Source organism: Carboxylicivirga marina (assembly GCF_016612505.1).
Taxonomy (GTDB): Bacteria; Bacteroidota; Bacteroidia; order Bacteroidales; family Marinilabiliaceae; genus Carboxylicivirga; species Carboxylicivirga marina.
This window is the reverse complement of sequence record NZ_JAENRR010000042.1, coordinates 1-16,188: the sequence shown is the minus strand read 5'-3', so window position 1 is coordinate 16,188 and position 16,188 is coordinate 1. Positions and strand designations below refer to the sequence as shown.

The 16,188-nt window shown below is 38.8% G+C and carries 9 protein-coding genes; 4 read left to right on the top strand and 5 right to left on the bottom strand.

What is annotated here, in order from left to right; translation table 11 throughout:
- The first annotated feature begins 22 nt into the window (after nucleotides 1-22).
- On the top strand, nucleotides 23-1,264 hold the full coding sequence (locus tag JIV24_RS15720) for a hypothetical protein (protein ID WP_200466017.1): 1,242 nt from the start codon (nucleotides 23-25) through the stop codon (nucleotides 1,262-1,264).
- Here JIV24_RS15720 and JIV24_RS15715 read toward each other — a convergent pair whose 3' ends face one another.
- The 4 genes from JIV24_RS15715 to JIV24_RS15700 all read right to left on the bottom strand — a co-directional run bounded on the left by JIV24_RS15715 (nucleotide 1,265) and on the right by JIV24_RS15700 (nucleotide 8,304).
- The gene (locus JIV24_RS15715) at nucleotides 1,265-4,144 is read right to left on the bottom strand and encodes a LuxR C-terminal-related transcriptional regulator (RefSeq protein ID WP_200466016.1); all 2,880 of its coding nucleotides are present in this window, start codon (nucleotides 4,142-4,144) and stop codon (nucleotides 1,265-1,267) included. It abuts the gene before it with no gap.
- Between the two features lie 315 nt (nucleotides 4,145-4,459).
- Nucleotides 4,460-6,391 (bottom strand): ADP-ribosylglycohydrolase family protein, encoded by a 1,932-nt coding sequence (locus JIV24_RS15710; RefSeq protein WP_200466015.1) that lies wholly within the window; start codon nucleotides 6,389-6,391, stop codon nucleotides 4,460-4,462.
- 4 nt (nucleotides 6,392-6,395) lie between these two features.
- Nucleotides 6,396-7,301, bottom strand: coding sequence for a ribokinase (rbsK, locus tag JIV24_RS15705; RefSeq protein ID WP_200466014.1), 906 nt, complete (start codon nucleotides 7,299-7,301; stop codon nucleotides 6,396-6,398).
- A 1-nt stretch (nucleotide 7,302) separates the two neighbouring features.
- Nucleotides 7,303-8,304 carry a GRP family sugar transporter gene (locus JIV24_RS15700; RefSeq protein ID WP_200466013.1) on the bottom strand — a complete coding sequence of 334 codons (1,002 nt, stop codon included), beginning with the start codon at nucleotides 8,302-8,304 and terminating at the stop codon, nucleotides 7,303-7,305.
- Nucleotides 8,305-9,319: 1,015 nt separating this feature from the next.
- Between JIV24_RS15700 and tnpA the strand changes: the two genes are divergently transcribed.
- Entirely contained in the window at nucleotides 9,320-9,766 is a 447-nt protein-coding gene (tnpA, locus tag JIV24_RS15695; RefSeq protein WP_200466012.1) for an IS200/IS605 family transposase, read from the top strand.
- Nucleotides 9,767-10,243: 477 nt separating this feature from the next.
- On the opposite strand, the gene JIV24_RS15690 is transcribed toward tnpA, so the two are convergent.
- Entirely contained in the window at nucleotides 10,244-12,913 is a 2,670-nt protein-coding gene (locus JIV24_RS15690; protein WP_200466011.1) for an outer membrane beta-barrel protein, read from the bottom strand.
- A gap of 212 nt (nucleotides 12,914-13,125) precedes the next feature.
- Between JIV24_RS15690 and JIV24_RS15685 the strand changes: the two genes are divergently transcribed.
- A complete protein-coding gene (locus tag JIV24_RS15685; RefSeq protein ID WP_200466010.1) occupies nucleotides 13,126-14,613 on the top strand; it encodes a sensor histidine kinase in 1,488 nt (495 codons plus the stop codon).
- A gap of 309 nt (nucleotides 14,614-14,922) precedes the next feature.
- The gene (locus JIV24_RS15680; protein ID WP_143304033.1) at nucleotides 14,923-15,615 is read left to right on the top strand and encodes a response regulator transcription factor; all 693 of its coding nucleotides are present in this window, start codon (nucleotides 14,923-14,925) and stop codon (nucleotides 15,613-15,615) included.
- Nucleotides 15,616-16,188 lie beyond the last annotated feature (573 nt).

Genomic DNA, 16,188 nt, shown 5'->3' with positions numbered 1-16,188 from the left:
TACATTTTAGGACCGCACACTTATGAAAAAAACGCTATTTTTAATCCTATACCTTGCCTTTAGCTTAAGAATGTTGGCACAAGAGCAATTATTGGATGGCTATTTTACAAACAGATTAAACCAAAAAACAAACTGTCAGTTTCTATTACGAAAATGGAATACCATTCCAGACTTCTTTGAATATCGCCTAAAACCCGATGGGGAAATAAATAAAATAGAAGCCGATCAAATTAGTGAGCTTGTTGTTTTTAATACCATTAAATTCTATCGCGCACCCGTATTCATAGATTCAATCTATAAAGAAAAAGATCAGTCTCTGCTAAGATTTGAAACTAACTCTGTATTGATGCAGCAACTCATTGAAGGAGATGCCAACTTATATATGCTACCTTCAACTCAAGGTGATAAATTCTTTTATTCGGTGGATAATAGTAAAGTAGCATACCTAATGTATATGAAGAAGCAAGATCAGTTACATTCGGGAACCATGTTCGATCCAACAATTACAACATCGAATAAGACCACCAAAAATGACTTTACATTTCGCTCTCAACTTATCAACGCCTTAAACAAGGCTAAATTAGACATTAGTTACTTTCAAAACCTACAATATACAGCTACAGATCTTATTGACTTATTTAATGCCTATAACAAACGTGTTTCTGAAACTCACACAGAATATGTGGTTTGTGTCAGACACAAATCAAATTTCAGATTTAGATCTAAAGTGGGAATTAACATATACAGCATGCTTCTCCCCAGTAGGTTTATTACGTATGAGGAACAAACGATTAATGGGGTAGGCTATCAAGCAGGTGTTGACATGGAGGTTGTATTCGGCAAAAGGAATATATGGTCTGTTAGTTGTGCACCAATGTTATTAGCAGCTAACGAACGTGTTATATACGGAGATGGCGAGACCAACTCACATATTGAAAGCATCATTGATTATTATACCATACAAATGCCAATTGCCATGCGTAATTACATAATATCAAGACCTAATTGGTCGGCATACATTCAAGGAGGTGCTGCCTATGAAATACCTGTTAATGCCAAAATTACTAAGAGAATAATAGATGGTGCTGAATTGAAAAGCTATAATATCAAAGGTGCTGCAAGTTTTTTTGCGTCAGCTGGCGTAAACTATAAACGAGTTGGACTTGAATACACTTATGAACTTGAAAAAGATTTAATGAAAATGACAGGTATTACGGTTGACTTTAACCGTTCTGTATTTTCTGTTTTCTATCGCATTAAATAATTAAATTGAGGTTATAATCTCCGATAGATCATCTCCAGATTGTAAGCCTAGCTTTTGACGTAGCTTGTAACGGTTATTTTCGACCGATCGCGTACTGATATTCATAAGCGAAGCAATTTCTTTTGATGCCATACCCATTTTAATATAGGCACATAATTTCTTTTCTTTATCACTTAAATCTGGAAATTTCTCAACCAAACGATTTAAAAAGGACTGGTGCACTTGTTCAAACTGGCCTTCGAACATCTGCCAGTTAGTTTCATTATCAATATCCTTATCAATTTTCTTTATCAGGTTATCGATTTTACGATCCGATTCATCGTTTGATTTGATCCGTTTGATACGTTTCAGCTGCCCTTGCAGTTCCGATAATAAATTGTTTTTTTGAATGATATGCACTGTTAAACCAGCCAGTTCCTTTTCTTTGAATTTCATTTCACCTCTGAGCTTATCATTGCGCATTTTTATCATTTCTTTCTCAGCCCTTAATGCCTCATTAGTCAAGTGCTCTTCTTTTTCCTTATAACGCTCACGAGCTTTCAACTTCTCGTTCTGTTTACTTACCTCAATGCGTCGATTAAATATATAAGTGACAACAAATGCAATTATCAGAATGAAAACTAGGTAGGCAACCTTGGCATAGACATGCCGATGCCAAGGTGGTAACACTGTAAACTTAAAGGACAATGGTATGGATTGTACTCCAAAGCGGTTACGCGCTTTAACAGTAAAAACATAATCTCCTTCGCGCAGCTTTGTGAATTGACGAGAGCTTGAACTTGTCCAACCTGCGGGTGCATTATCAACCCCAGACAGGAATGTTGAATATTCTACAGCTTTATCACCATAAAAGCTGGCCGCATATTTAAACTCAAAATGATTCTGTTTGAATGAATAAACCGGCACTTGCAATTGCTCATTGCTGCCATTCTCTTTTTGCAAAAGAACATAGGGAATACTATCCTTACGGCCTGTAAAAGAACGCAAGTGCACATTAAAGGGTATTCTATAATTATAGTGGTCCTGCATCACATAATGAGCATAACCATCTTCAACTCCAAAAAACACATTTTCATGGTCAGCAATATAAACCGATTCAAAATTGGTGACCAATTTTCTTTCAAGCGGAATAAATGGTAAAGAAATTTTCGTGTATGTTCCATCCTCCAGATAGCGCAGCACCTCAACATAGTCGCGATAAAACAACCACAAATTATTAAAGCGATCTTCTTTTATAATCGATGGGTATTGATGAGGCGCAAAAAAATGATCCAATTCATCGTAATCTTTTACTTCACCATTTTTTCCGACGATAAACAAGCCATTATTTCCAATTAGTGTTGTTCGATTGTTTATCCGTGTCACAACCAATGAGCTATTACCTGGGAAATCATCAGCCGTATACATCCTAACTTTCTCAACATTATAATCGTCCGATAAGCTTAAACAAAAAATTCCCTGATTACCATGAGAAACCCATAATCGACCTAAATCATCCCATTCTATATAGCGCGACGACTCACTAAACCCCTCGAGGTGACGTTTAAAAGTCCATCTGCCATTTATCTTTTGCATTAAAATTAAGCCATTATACGTACCAGAAATCATTAAATCAGAATGCCCTGGCACTTTAAGAAAATTCCACACCCCATTGACTGATGAGGGGGTAATAAGTTTACTTTGGTTATTAACAATCTCAAACACGCCTAAATTATGTCCGCACAAAAGATTGCCATCTTCTTTATATAAATTCCAAACCTGCCCATCTGTTCCATTTATTTTAATGAAATCATCTCTATCTTTTAATGGATTTCTAAAGCCCTCATCTGTTATTTTATACAATGCCTGATTGGTACCAAAAAACCACTCACCCTCATATTGCTCTTGCACATACCCTGTTCCTAAATTATAGTAACCGGTTAAAAATGATACATTATTATTCAGACTAATTCGGGCAATACCATTATCCAAACCACACCAAACACCACCTTCCTTATCGACAAAAATACCAAGAACCGTATTATTTGCCAGTCCTTTATCCTTATCTATCTCCATCACCAGCTCACCCTTATTATCAGTGATCACCACACCATTCTGTATGGTTCCAAAAAGCAATAATTCTTCATTATACCGCGTTCCGCAAAAAATACTGGCATCAATTAACAACTCATTACTAGAACCGTCCCAAGGAGTAACCTTGTTCATGTCCCATTTAAAAACACCATTATTCATTGTGCCGATAAGCAATTCACGACGAGATAATGACATTATGGAAGAAACATTCATTTCGGCAAAGAAACCACCGCCTGAAATAGGATAAATATCATCACCCCGAAGCTCCATTAAACCTTCTTGCTCATCGTGCACCAATAACATATCGTTAACCACAAAACAGGAAACAAAACGGGATATACTCGGAACAACCTTTAAGACTTCATTATTTTCAATAATAATAAGTCCACCTTCGGCATGAATAATTACCTTATCATTCCATTCATTGATTGTCCAAACATCCCTTAGTCCTCTTAATTCTTCACTATTGGCTAATGATGTATAAGACAAGTGATGTAATGAATCGTATTTAAAATAACCAAAATCATTTGGTGTACCGATGTAGATGTATTCATTGATGCATTTGACACTGCGAATAACACCTCCTACCTGACGATGCAATTGCCACTTAACCCCATCATATTCTACCAATCCATTATTATTGGCAAAATACATCAAATCATTCTCACTCTGAGATACTTTCCAATTTTGTGTAGCTCCGCCATACTGTCTTCGGTTGAAATATTCTATTTCGGGAATACCCAGTTTTTGAGCATACAATACAGAAACAGATGATATTAATAATAAGATGCTAACTATACGATTCATGCGCTTGGTTTCATTGGCTTTGACCAAGATATAAAAAAACCACAGACTAATAACCTGAGTTCGACGTAAAATTTCTGTTTCAGATCGCCTATAAATTGTGAGTTTCAACCGAAAATCATGAAAGAATAGAGGGCTATTTTGAATATTTTTTTGGGGAAGAAAATCTCTGTATATAAGGGAAACATCTATGCTTTGTCATAAAAAACTAATCTACTGCGTTAAATTTTTAGAGCTAGCTCGCTAGCCCTGCAAAGCTAGCCCTGTATATCAATTCTTTATGATAATCTGAATTCTGAAATTTAAATCGAACTCAGGCTAATAAACCTCTAGCTCACCAATACTGGTGGCATACTCCATTCCCAGATGCGCATTGTTAGCATCCTTTTCGATACCACCTGATAAACCAACTATACGGATACCTTTGGTTTTAACAGGCTCAAAAGAGATGATATAATCCTGAAATGCCGGTTTTAACCATTGTGAATTATCCAGATTAAGAGATGGTTCAACAATAGCATTTTCAATGACTCTCCACTTTCCTTCAACGAGATACTCCACTGCAAAGGAGGTAAACCATCCATAAAACTCATGAGGCTTTCCAGTGTTATAAATGACTGTTGAAATCTCCTGTGCTTCAGACCACATATAGCCATAAAAATCTGTTTCTTGCCCATCATTCCCTTTTAGACTCATGTAACTGGTTTTCACCTGACCATCTCGAATTATTTCGATCGAATGCTCAACAGCTTGTTCACTAAACAGAATCGTTTGTGCACTTAGAGCCTTGTTACCATCAAAAACCTCAAGCTTAACCTCTATTGACTTTTGTTCATTTCCATCATCTGCCATCACAGCAAAGGAATAGCTTCCTGCTTCCTGTGGGACACCCTGCAACTCTTTATTTATTAAGCTTATTCCTTTAGGCAAATCACCACTTATAGTCAAACTTATTTCACCTGTATTTCCGCCGATATAAATAGGGTAGGCAAAATTTTCACCTACTTTTAATGCTTGCATTGGAATGGTATTTAATTCAAATGGTGCAACAAACATTGCATTGACGGGAATTTTATAATAGGCCTCTCCATTCCTTTCAATTACTTCACCTCCATGTGCTAATATTGTTTTTTCGCCCTGTACAGCTGTTCGTTCAGCCAGTTCAATGATTCCGGCATCATCTAGGCCTTCGCGCGTTATCATCTTATATGAATCATTGAATGGAAGTTCCCAATCAACATCATCCAATGGAAACATCAAGTCTTTAGGTATGCTTTCAAACCCATTAAGCACCCCTAACAAACCACACATGGTAGCTGCCTGGTTATCTGCATCCATACCAAAGGCACATGAATAATCCAAAGTCATTTGAAAATCACCCTGCCCATACAGCAAAGCCATAATACCCAATGCCCCATTTAGCGTTGCATCTACAGCTGCCCATGAGTGACGGTTGTAATCTTCTACTACATAGTATCTATCGCAAATATTTTTGCGTGCTTCTTGCCAGTTGTTTGGATATAAAGCGTATTGCTCTTTTACAAATTCAACAGCTTGTACAAAATGACTTTTAGGCGCCAGAGATTCATTTCCTATTTCAATAAGACGATTAATATCTTTTTCAAAAAATGCAGCACTATACATGCCAGCATAGTGCAATGTTGGCTCAAGACCAAAATCATCACTGGTGATACGTGCTGCAAATTTTGATTTGGCCACGGCATAATCAACCATACCAGGTGCTGCAATGGCCCATATTTCATTAACCAGTTGCGGATCAATCTGAAACCACTCCGAATTAAAATCTTTATGACCAGTAACAGGTGGATAATGCCCGGCATGCATCAAAGTGACTGCCATACGATTGGCAAACCAAATGCGTTCCTTTACATGTGCTTTCCATGCCTCAGCTAAATGATAATAAGATGGTTCAATACCATTCTTCTCCATTTGTGTCAGATACATGTATTCAATATCTGTATCATCATCAGAATAAGCTCCATTGTGTTTTCGTAAGTCCTCCAGTGTAAAATCATAACCATATGGAAATATATCTGGTCCCGGCTCATCGATGAATTTAAACTCATAGCCTAATCCGTAGGTATTACCTATTATCTGTCCAATCCAGGAGGCATAAACGGCATCTTGGTAATCTTTGACTTTTAAATACTGATAATTTTCTCTCGCCTCTTGGTAAGCACATCCAGCAAAAACGAAGGTCAGCGATATTATAAATAACAATCGAATCATAGCATTATTTTAATTCTTTAATAAATGGAATAGATGGTTGTGCCCCTTTTCTGGTGACTGAAATGGCGGCCGCATTATTGGCCAGCTTAATTGCCTCGTCAATGGCATTGTTTTCCGACAAAAAACTCACCAGGTAGCCACAGAATACATCTCCGGCAGCTGTTGTGTCTATGGCTTTTACCTGGTTAGCTTTAATATGAATAGGAGCACCTCCTTTGGAACGATAAACAACACCCTGGCTTCCGAGTGTTAATATAACCGCTTCATTGACGTGCTGTAATAACTTATCCAAAACTAAGTTTAAGGATTCTTCACTCTCAGCAGTAATCCCTGAGAGCAATGCTGCTTCTGTTTCATTAGGTATCAGAATATCAACCAAACCAAGCAACTCATCACTTAACTCAATGGCTGGCGCCGGATTTAATACTGTTTGCACCTTGTATTTATGAGCCATTCTCAAGGCCTTTTCAACAACAGCAAGGGGTATTTCCAGCTGAACCAGCAGAATATCAGCCTCTTCAATATCAGCCTCAATCTCATCCAGCTCTTCTGCCTGAAATGTGGCATTGGCACCACCTATCACCACAATTGAATTCTCACCGCTAGACTCATCAACAGTAATAACAGCCACTCCGGTTGAGCAGCCCTTTTGAATTTCTATCTGACAAGTATCAATGCCTTCCGTTTCATAGGCTGCAATGGCTTGTTTCCCAAAATCATCATCTCCCACTTTAGCTATAAAAGTAACATGTGCTCCAGCTCGTGCTGCTGCCACTGCCTGATTAGCGCCTTTACCTCCTTGTATGACAGTGAAGCTGTTTCCATGAACAGTTTGTCCGGGCAAAGGCATTGAAGACGCCGTGGCCACCATATCAGTATTACTACTTCCTATAACGACTATTTTTCCCATATCAACTGTTTTTGGCAATGATGATTAATGTTAATCCAAGAATGAAACTCAAAAACATAAAGACTAACAACACATTCGTTCCCTTTGGGCTAGTCTTAAATTCTTTCCAGACAAAAACACCCCATATTGCTGCAACAAGTGTAGCTCCCTGACCTAATCCATATGAAATAGCATAACCGGCTTTTTCGCCAGACATGATACTCAGCAGCATACCCAAGCACCAGATCACACCTCCCAATACACCAGTTAAATGTAGTTTGGCATTACCTTGTTTAAAATAATCGGCAAATGAAACGACATCCCCACTAATTGGCCTTTTCATAAAGAAATAGTTAAACACAAAACTTGATAAGAAGATGCCAATAGAAAAAACAAACACAGCCGTATAAGGACTTAAAGTACCTGCTTCTATATTGGCAAAGGATGGCGACATCGAATCAGCCACAAAACGGTAAAAGAATGACATCAGCAAACCAGCTACCAGGGAAAGTACAATTCCTTTGGTGGACTTTCCTCCCTTTGAAATACGTTTATAGGCAATCGCGTTTATAATAATTGCAATGGTTACCAATCCAACACCTGCAAATAAGAAAAAGGAATTGTAAGCTTCGGGTTGCGGCAAGTAGTTAATGAATACGCCCAGCACCAGTGCCAAACCAATACCAATAGGAAAAGCGATGGCCATACCCGCCAAATCGATGGCAGCCACTAATAACAAATTGGCCAGATTGAATATGATGCCTCCAATTAAAGCATACATTAAAATCTTTGGAAAGCTTTGCAGCAGGTTTTCAAAGAAGCCCTGACCGTCCACGCCCTGAGAACCCAAAGTAATCCCAAATAACAAACTCAGTAATACAATTCCTATTGAATAATCCCAGTAAAAAAGGGTGAAACTCCATGTTTTAGATGCCAGTTTTTGTGTATTGGCCCAGGAGCCCCAACAAATCATTGTTATCACACAGAAGATAACTGCAGTCAGATAATTTTCAACAATATACATAAGGATGTGTTAGCGATTTATGATATACAAGGATACTATTTTTATCACATTTACACCAGATATGTGCGCTTGGAAACACCTCACTTTTACCTCACTTTTTCTCAAGTTCACCTCATTAGTAAGTAAAATTACATTGATGAAAATGATATAATTACAGGTATACAATTAGACGACGAACAAACTTACTAACGAATATAAATTCGCAATTGTAGAGCCAATTATATAGTTTCCCTTTATTGAACCAATCTCGTTATGGATGGCCAGTAAAAGAGCATCTAGAGATATTTACTTCTTACAAAACATAAAACGAAGTTCTTATGGTGCAGCTAATTTTTCGGACAGCCTCTTTTAAAATTCACACCAGCTACACCATTCGGATTGCAGGTATAAAATATTTAAATGGATGTGTCGGGCCTTCAGCCCTATGATTGATGTTGCATGGATGCACACAGGTCGTTTCGCATGGCTCAACAACCTGTGCTAATACGTGTTTGCCCTACAGGCAAAAAGGGAAATACAACTATTTCAAATAAACAGCGCCGAAGGTGTGACATGTAACAGGATAGGTCGAAGGCCTATCAGAAATACATTACAAAAATATTTAGCTCTGTAGGAGCAACACATTTCATCACAAAACAACATCACGTATATTCATGTGTCGGGCATTCAGCCTTAGGATTTAAATTATACCGATTAACACAGACCATTTTCTCTGCGTTCAATAACCTGTGCTAATATGTGATTGCCATTCAGGCAACAGGGTGGACTCATCAATCAATTTAATATGCTGAATTGTGCATTAGCAGCTCCAACGGAGCGATACGTATCAGGATAGGTCGAAGGCCTATCTATAAACATATATTACCGATTAGCCCTGAAGGGGGGACACTTTTAAGAAGTAACGCTTCATTTAGCGTTAACATCCCTTACAAATTAAAACCACGAAATGTAAATAATACATGACAACTTCAACACAATTTCATAACTTTTCTTCTCATATTAACAATCTATTATTATGTCACAATCACTATCTAAAGTATATATCCATCTAATTTTCTCTACCAAACATATTGAACCATTGATTACTGAAAGGGTAAGAACTAAACTACAGGCATACATTGTTGGTACTCTATCTGAATTAAAATCGTATACTGAGGCCATTTATGCCAATCCTGATCATTTACATATTCTGTGCACTTTGCCACGGATTATCAGCATAGCTTCATTGGTATCTAATATAAAGTCATCCTCATCAAAATGGATGAAAACCAATGGAACTCCAAATTTCTTTTGGCAAGATGGCTATGGAATTTTCTCTGTTAGCTCATCCAAAGTACCTATTGTAAAAAAATACATAGAAAATCAGAAAGCACATCATCAAGAATCACACTTTAAAGATGAACTAAGGGAATTTTTTAAACAATACCATGTTGAATATGATGAGGACTATGTTTGGGATTGATATCACAATATATTCAACATTATGTGACGGGCTTACAGCCCTACGGTCCATTCGTTGGTAGCGCACAGGCTTTTCAGGCAATAGGCTGTATTACATTAATCAATTTATACACACGTTGAGAGTAAGTAGCTCCAACGGAGCGACACGTAAAAGGATAGGTCGAAGGCCTATCGGAAATACATTTCAATAACATTTAGCTCTGTAGGAGCGTCACGTTTCATTATAAAACGATCCGTCACGTGTACTCATGTGTCGGGCCTTCAGCCCTGTGATTGATGTTGCATGGATGCACACAGGTCGTTTCGCATGGCTCAACAACCTGTGCTAATACGTGTTTGCCCTACAGGCAAAAAGGGCAATACAACTTTTCAAATAAACAGCGCCGAAGGTGTGATATGCAACATAATAGGTCGAAGGCCTATCTATAAACATATATTACCTATTAGCCCTGAAGGGGCGACACGTGCGATAGAACAATTATATCCGATATACAAAACTAAACATGTAAAACTGATTCAAGGTAGGACTGTATGACTCCGTTATAGAGAATTCATCCACAGTCCTTCTCAGCTCATCCTGATTATTGGTCAGATCGTAAGCTGTAAAGATGATTTCGCCTTTGTTGTTTTTGAACAACTTGGAGCTGAGTGCCACATTCAGATTGAAACGGTTATTACTGGCCAGACTACCTGATGCACCCGTGTAACTATGGCTGGTATTGGTTTTGAAGATAAACTTCTTGTAAAAATTATAATAGAGGTTAAGTCCACTGTTTTGCGTAAAATAGTTGGATTGTGAACTGCCACCTCCCCGATTATCTACCATGGAATAGTTACTGGAGGTACGAATAGTAAAATCAATCTTTTCGTTGATATTGGAACCTAAGGTAAAGCTCTGGCTCAGATTCAGGCGTTTGGAATAATCCACTACTCCATTGATCAGGTTCGGCATGCGACTGTAGTTCACCCCTGAGCGCATATTTAGTTTAGACTTTAGCTTATTAACCGGAAGGCCTGCTGTAAAATCAAGCCCCAGGCGGTAATTACCATCCAGATTAACCGGCTGGCTGAATTGCCCACCTGCAGGTAAGAAGTACTCGCCCAGTACGATTGTATCGTTTTGCGCCACCACACGATTTTGCGCCACCATATCGTTGGTGAGGCTTGCTGTAAAATTCACTGAGGTAAATACTCCTTTTTGAGGACTCGAACGGCGCATGGATACCCGAGCCCGGTGCCTGCTCGATGATTTCAAGTTGGGATTACCAGTAGATATATTAAGTGGATTGCTGACATCCACCACATCCTGCAGGCTTCGTAAGGATGGGTTACTGCTCGACATGCCATAACTGGCCTGCCAATTGATTTTTTTACTTTGTTTATACGAATATTTCACCTGTGGCTCAATAAAGCGAAAGGTCTCCTTAAGCTGTTCCACTTCGGGAAACACCTCTTCACTTTGAATCATATTTTGCGAAAGGGCTAGTCCCAGGTATAGCTTTGTTTTCTCCCCACCTGTTTTAAAAGCCAGGCGGGCGCGTTGTGATGTGCTCACATTGTTAAAATCACTGGAAGTTAAGCTATCCAAGCGACTATAGCTCTGGCTGTCTTCATCATAATCGAAGCTTTGTTTTTGTGACTGTCCCTGGCGCTGACTGATGCTATAGCCCATGTTCAATTGACTGTACTCACTTATAGCATGGTTATAAGTCAAACCGGCTTTGAAGGTACTGCCATCGTTGTTACTCTCCGCCTGCCGATTAATGGCTTGCACTGTTTCCCCAGCACTATTAATGGTCTCCGACCATTGTTTCCCTCGCCCCGTGCTTTGAGATACGTTCACACCGGCATTAGCCGAAAAAGCACTGCCTTTTTCATTGAGGCGACGGATGACATTGACCTGTCCACCAAAAGTATTGGATTCTCCCAAGTTACTATTGACACCTGTGTTTTTATTCAGTAAGACATCATTCTGATAGGTTTCTGACAAGTTGAGGCTTTGGTTCTCATTGGTGTTCTGACCCATATTAGCCGACACCGTCAACTTAAAAGCTTCACTGGCATGATTGGTCCATTGCAAACCCGCATTATGTCCCTGCAAACTTGAATTACTGCGTCGCTCGTTGCTGTTGTATTGACCAGCCAAGGCTCCTGCTACAAACTCACGTGAATTACTACTGTAGTTTTCACTTTGATTATCGTTAAAATTATAACGCACGTTAAAATCCTGCTCTCCGGTATAACCATAATTAGCACCCAACTGTGTTTGTTCTCTCTCGTTTCCAGATATGGTTCCTCCTCCACCTCCACGATTTATCTTTACCGGGGCATTGACATTGTTATGGCGACCATTGAGGTTAAAACGGTGGGTTTCGCTGTAACGGTTGAGCTTTCCCTCGCCCACGTAACGGTCGTCTTTACCGTAGCCGGCAGCCACCTCACCCACCAACATGGAGTTCTTTTGATTTTTGGTGATGATGTTGATGGTTTGTCCCCCGTTCATGTCTTCGAAGCCCGAGTATTTGGCTTCGTCACTCTTGTACTGAAACACATCAATTTTTTTAATCATATCGGGCGGTATGTTCTCCAGGGCCTCTTTCACATTGTTGCCAAAAAAACGTTTGCCATCCACCAATATTTCTTTAATGGTATCGCCCATGGCCATCATCTTATCGCCATCGGCATAAAAACCGGGCATTTTCAATAGTAAATCGCTAGTAGTGGCATCCAGACTTACTTTATAGGCTTCGGGGTTGTATACAAGCGTATCACCCCGCTGAAAGGTGGGTGCCAGATTGCTGACCACTTGTATCTCATCCAGCATCTCATGGTCTTCAATTAAAGTAATGGTTGGTACCTGAAAGACAGAATCGTTAACGGTAATATTCATTTTGGATGTTCTAAATCCCATAAATGATACCTGAAGCATGTGCTTTCCTGGTGCTACATTGAAGTTATAAACACCATCGATAGACGTAATGGTGCCTTGGGGTGGTAGCGAATCGTTTAATGCATCTAGTAATACGGTGGCGCCAGGTAAAGGCAGGCGCTCTTTGGAATCGATGACCAAACCAGTTACAACACTTGTTTGTGAGTAACTAGAGGTACTTGCTGCAATTGCGAAGAGTATGAAGAGTAATCGGTACATATACTTTTTTTAAGATTTTTCAACCAGGTACTTTATATTTATTTAAATAGTAGCAAAAGGCTAATAGTACAAAAGAAATATTTATCAAGCCATATATGGGTTAATACTTGCCCAATCAAGGTTAATTAAGGTTAACAGACTCAAATAACTGCTGTATTTTTCCTTTTCTTTACACTGTTGTTCAGTCTATTAAGAACAAAAAAAACTATAGCATGCAAAAAAAGTATTTGAATAATAAAAGGTTGCGTTATATTTTTTTAATGGTCACCAGCCAGGTGGTGCTAACCCTTTTTGTTGGCTACTGGCTTAGCACACAGTACGACAATGAGAAACAAGTTTTTCAAAAAGACTTGATACAGATTTGGCGCTCCACCGTGAACGATTACAATAACAAACAGATGTTTATTAACCAAATAGGTCCCATACTATTAAACCCCGACACCTTACACCCCGAAAAAATAGACTTGAGTCACTTAGGCTTTCATCCTGACAAAAAACGAGCACTGGTAAGAGACATGGTGCAGCTTATTAATGAGTACCCCGAAGAGGTAAAGCATTACACCAATTACATAACACAAGAATACCCTTACCCTAAAACCGATGAAAACATTGACTTAATCATAAATAACACATTGAAGCTTCATCACCGCTATGGCATTCGTACCAACTACTACTCATACCTAAATAGCAATAGCGACAAAATAAAAAAGGCCGATCTAAAACTGTTCCAGTCGATGTTTACGATGCGTGTTAAAATTAAAGACAGCAACATTAACATCGAATATCTACCTAAAAACAAGGTGTTAATGCCCAAGGAATCGACCATCTACCTTGAGCGATACAACAAGGAGTTAAAACATCGGGAGATAGCGATTTTATTTACTAACTACTATATCTATCTACTAAGTGTTATTGCTCCTCAACTACTTTTTGCACTCATTCTCTTATGTCTCACTGGTTTTGCCTTGTTTTTTACTTATCGTGGATACGTTAAACAAATGAAACTAAACACGCTTCGTTCTGATTTTATTAATAACATAACGCATGAGTTAAAAATTCCAGTTGCTACTGCTAAAGTTGCACTTGAGGCTCTAAAAAAGTTCGGTTTACAAGGCGATGCCGCCACTACAGAAGAATATCTAAACATGGTATCACGTGAAATGGAACGACTGGATCAGTTAACCGAACGAGTGCTCACCCATTCTGTATTCGAAAGCGGAAGCCAAGAAATTAAACTTGAAGAAACAGATATGAATACCTTTATTACAGAGGCGAACCAGTCACTTCAAATATTATACGCGGGTCAGAATGCCACTATAACATGTACCACACCCCCAGCACCAATAAAAAACTATGTGGATAAGGTTTACCTTGAAGGCATTATTAAAAACCTGGTGGATAACAGTTTGAAATACGGAGGCAAAGGTGTTAGCATTAACATTCAATTATTAGAAGATAAAGATGGCACCTTTATTACAGTGAGTGACGACGGGCCAGGCATTAAAAAAGAGTATACTGAAAAAATATTTGAGAAGTTTTTCAGGGTGCCTACAGGCAATAAACACAACATTAAAGGCCACGGTTTAGGATTAAGCTTTGCAGCCTTACTTATGAAACAACACAAAGGCTCCATCACAGTCAATAACCTAAAAGAAGGCGGATGTCGGTTCATTCTTAAGTTCCCAAAACTGGTGAACTAAAACCCTATGACAATTGCATTTAAAATTCAACCACCTTGTGGTTGTTGCAAATCAGCATCTATCATTACCCTGCACTTATAGTACAGGGCTAATCGTATTCAATCCTCTCAGGATTGTAATTAATAACCACGAATGTGGTTTAACATGAATATGGCCAGATAGAATCTGTGGATTACTGCCTGATTTTTCGAGAATCCTAAATGGATTCAACTTTTAAATGCAATTGCCGTGACTAAAACCCTTATCTTTGTATCAGAAAGCAATTAACACCATACACTCACTAGTCCTCGGTGACAATCTAAATTAACCATGAAAACAAAAGTACTATACGTAGAGGATGAACCCAGTTTGGGTAAGATTGTCAATGACACCTTGCGCCTGCAAGGGTTTGATGTTGTATGGGAAACTGACGGATCACAAGTGATGGGACATTTTAGTAATTTTACACCACACATTTGTGTGCTTGATATTATGCTGCCCAATACCGATGGTTATGAACTGTGTGAGCGTATAAAAGAGCAATATCCCCTTATGCCCATCATCTTTTTAAGCGCCAAAGTGGCGACAGAAGATCTTGTTAAAGGCTTTGAAGCTGGGGGAACCGATTACATGCGTAAACCTTTTAGCATTGAAGAACTCATTATTCGCATTAAGAATCAATTACTGCTAAAACAGCTAACAGCGCCCGACAGCGCTTCGCAACAGAAAAAAATAGCGATTGGCTTATACACCTATTTCCCTCAACGCTTTGAATTGCAAACACCAACAGCAAACATTAAACTATCAAATCGAGAGGGGGAATTATTAAAAATGATGGCTGGAAAAGGCAGCCAGATCATTGAACGTAAAGAGTTATTATTAAAAATATGGGGCGATGACTCGTTCTTTAACTCTCGTAACCTGGATGTGTACATTAAAAAACTCCGAAATTACTTTAGCGAAGATGATAATATTGAGATTCAGACTTTGAGAGGGAAAGGCTATCTGTTTTTAGTACGCTAGCAGAACGAGGTAAGCTCTTCAATAGTGATGCGTATCTTTTTTGATAAAACTTTAAAGTTTTGTGCTACTCTTCCATTTTATCAATCCTCTTATCTTTCTGGTTATGTGTCGGGCTTACAGCCCTGATTTATATACTGCTTATATCACAGGCCGTATTCATTTTATTCATCGGCCTGTGCTGTTATGTCAATGCCCTTCAGGCAATAGGTTTCAAGCGGCTTATCATTCTACCCCTGGGAAAACGTAGTTACGCTAATACCATTAAAAACAAACACATGTTGGCAAGTGCTACAAGCGATGGGGGTAATACACTAATTCCAGCAATACATGTCGGGCCTACAGCCCTAATGATTGCGTGTTATTAAATTTAACAGGCCGTATTCATTTTATTCATCGGCCTGTGCTGTTATGTCAATGCCCTTCAGGCAATACGTTTCAAGCCCTTTCAGGTAATATTTTACCACTGAGATCACAGAGAACACAGCGGTAAAATATTATTATAACTAAACAACATGAACACTGGTGTATTAATACCAATTACCTATGCCACTACGTGTACCTACTGCATGCTGC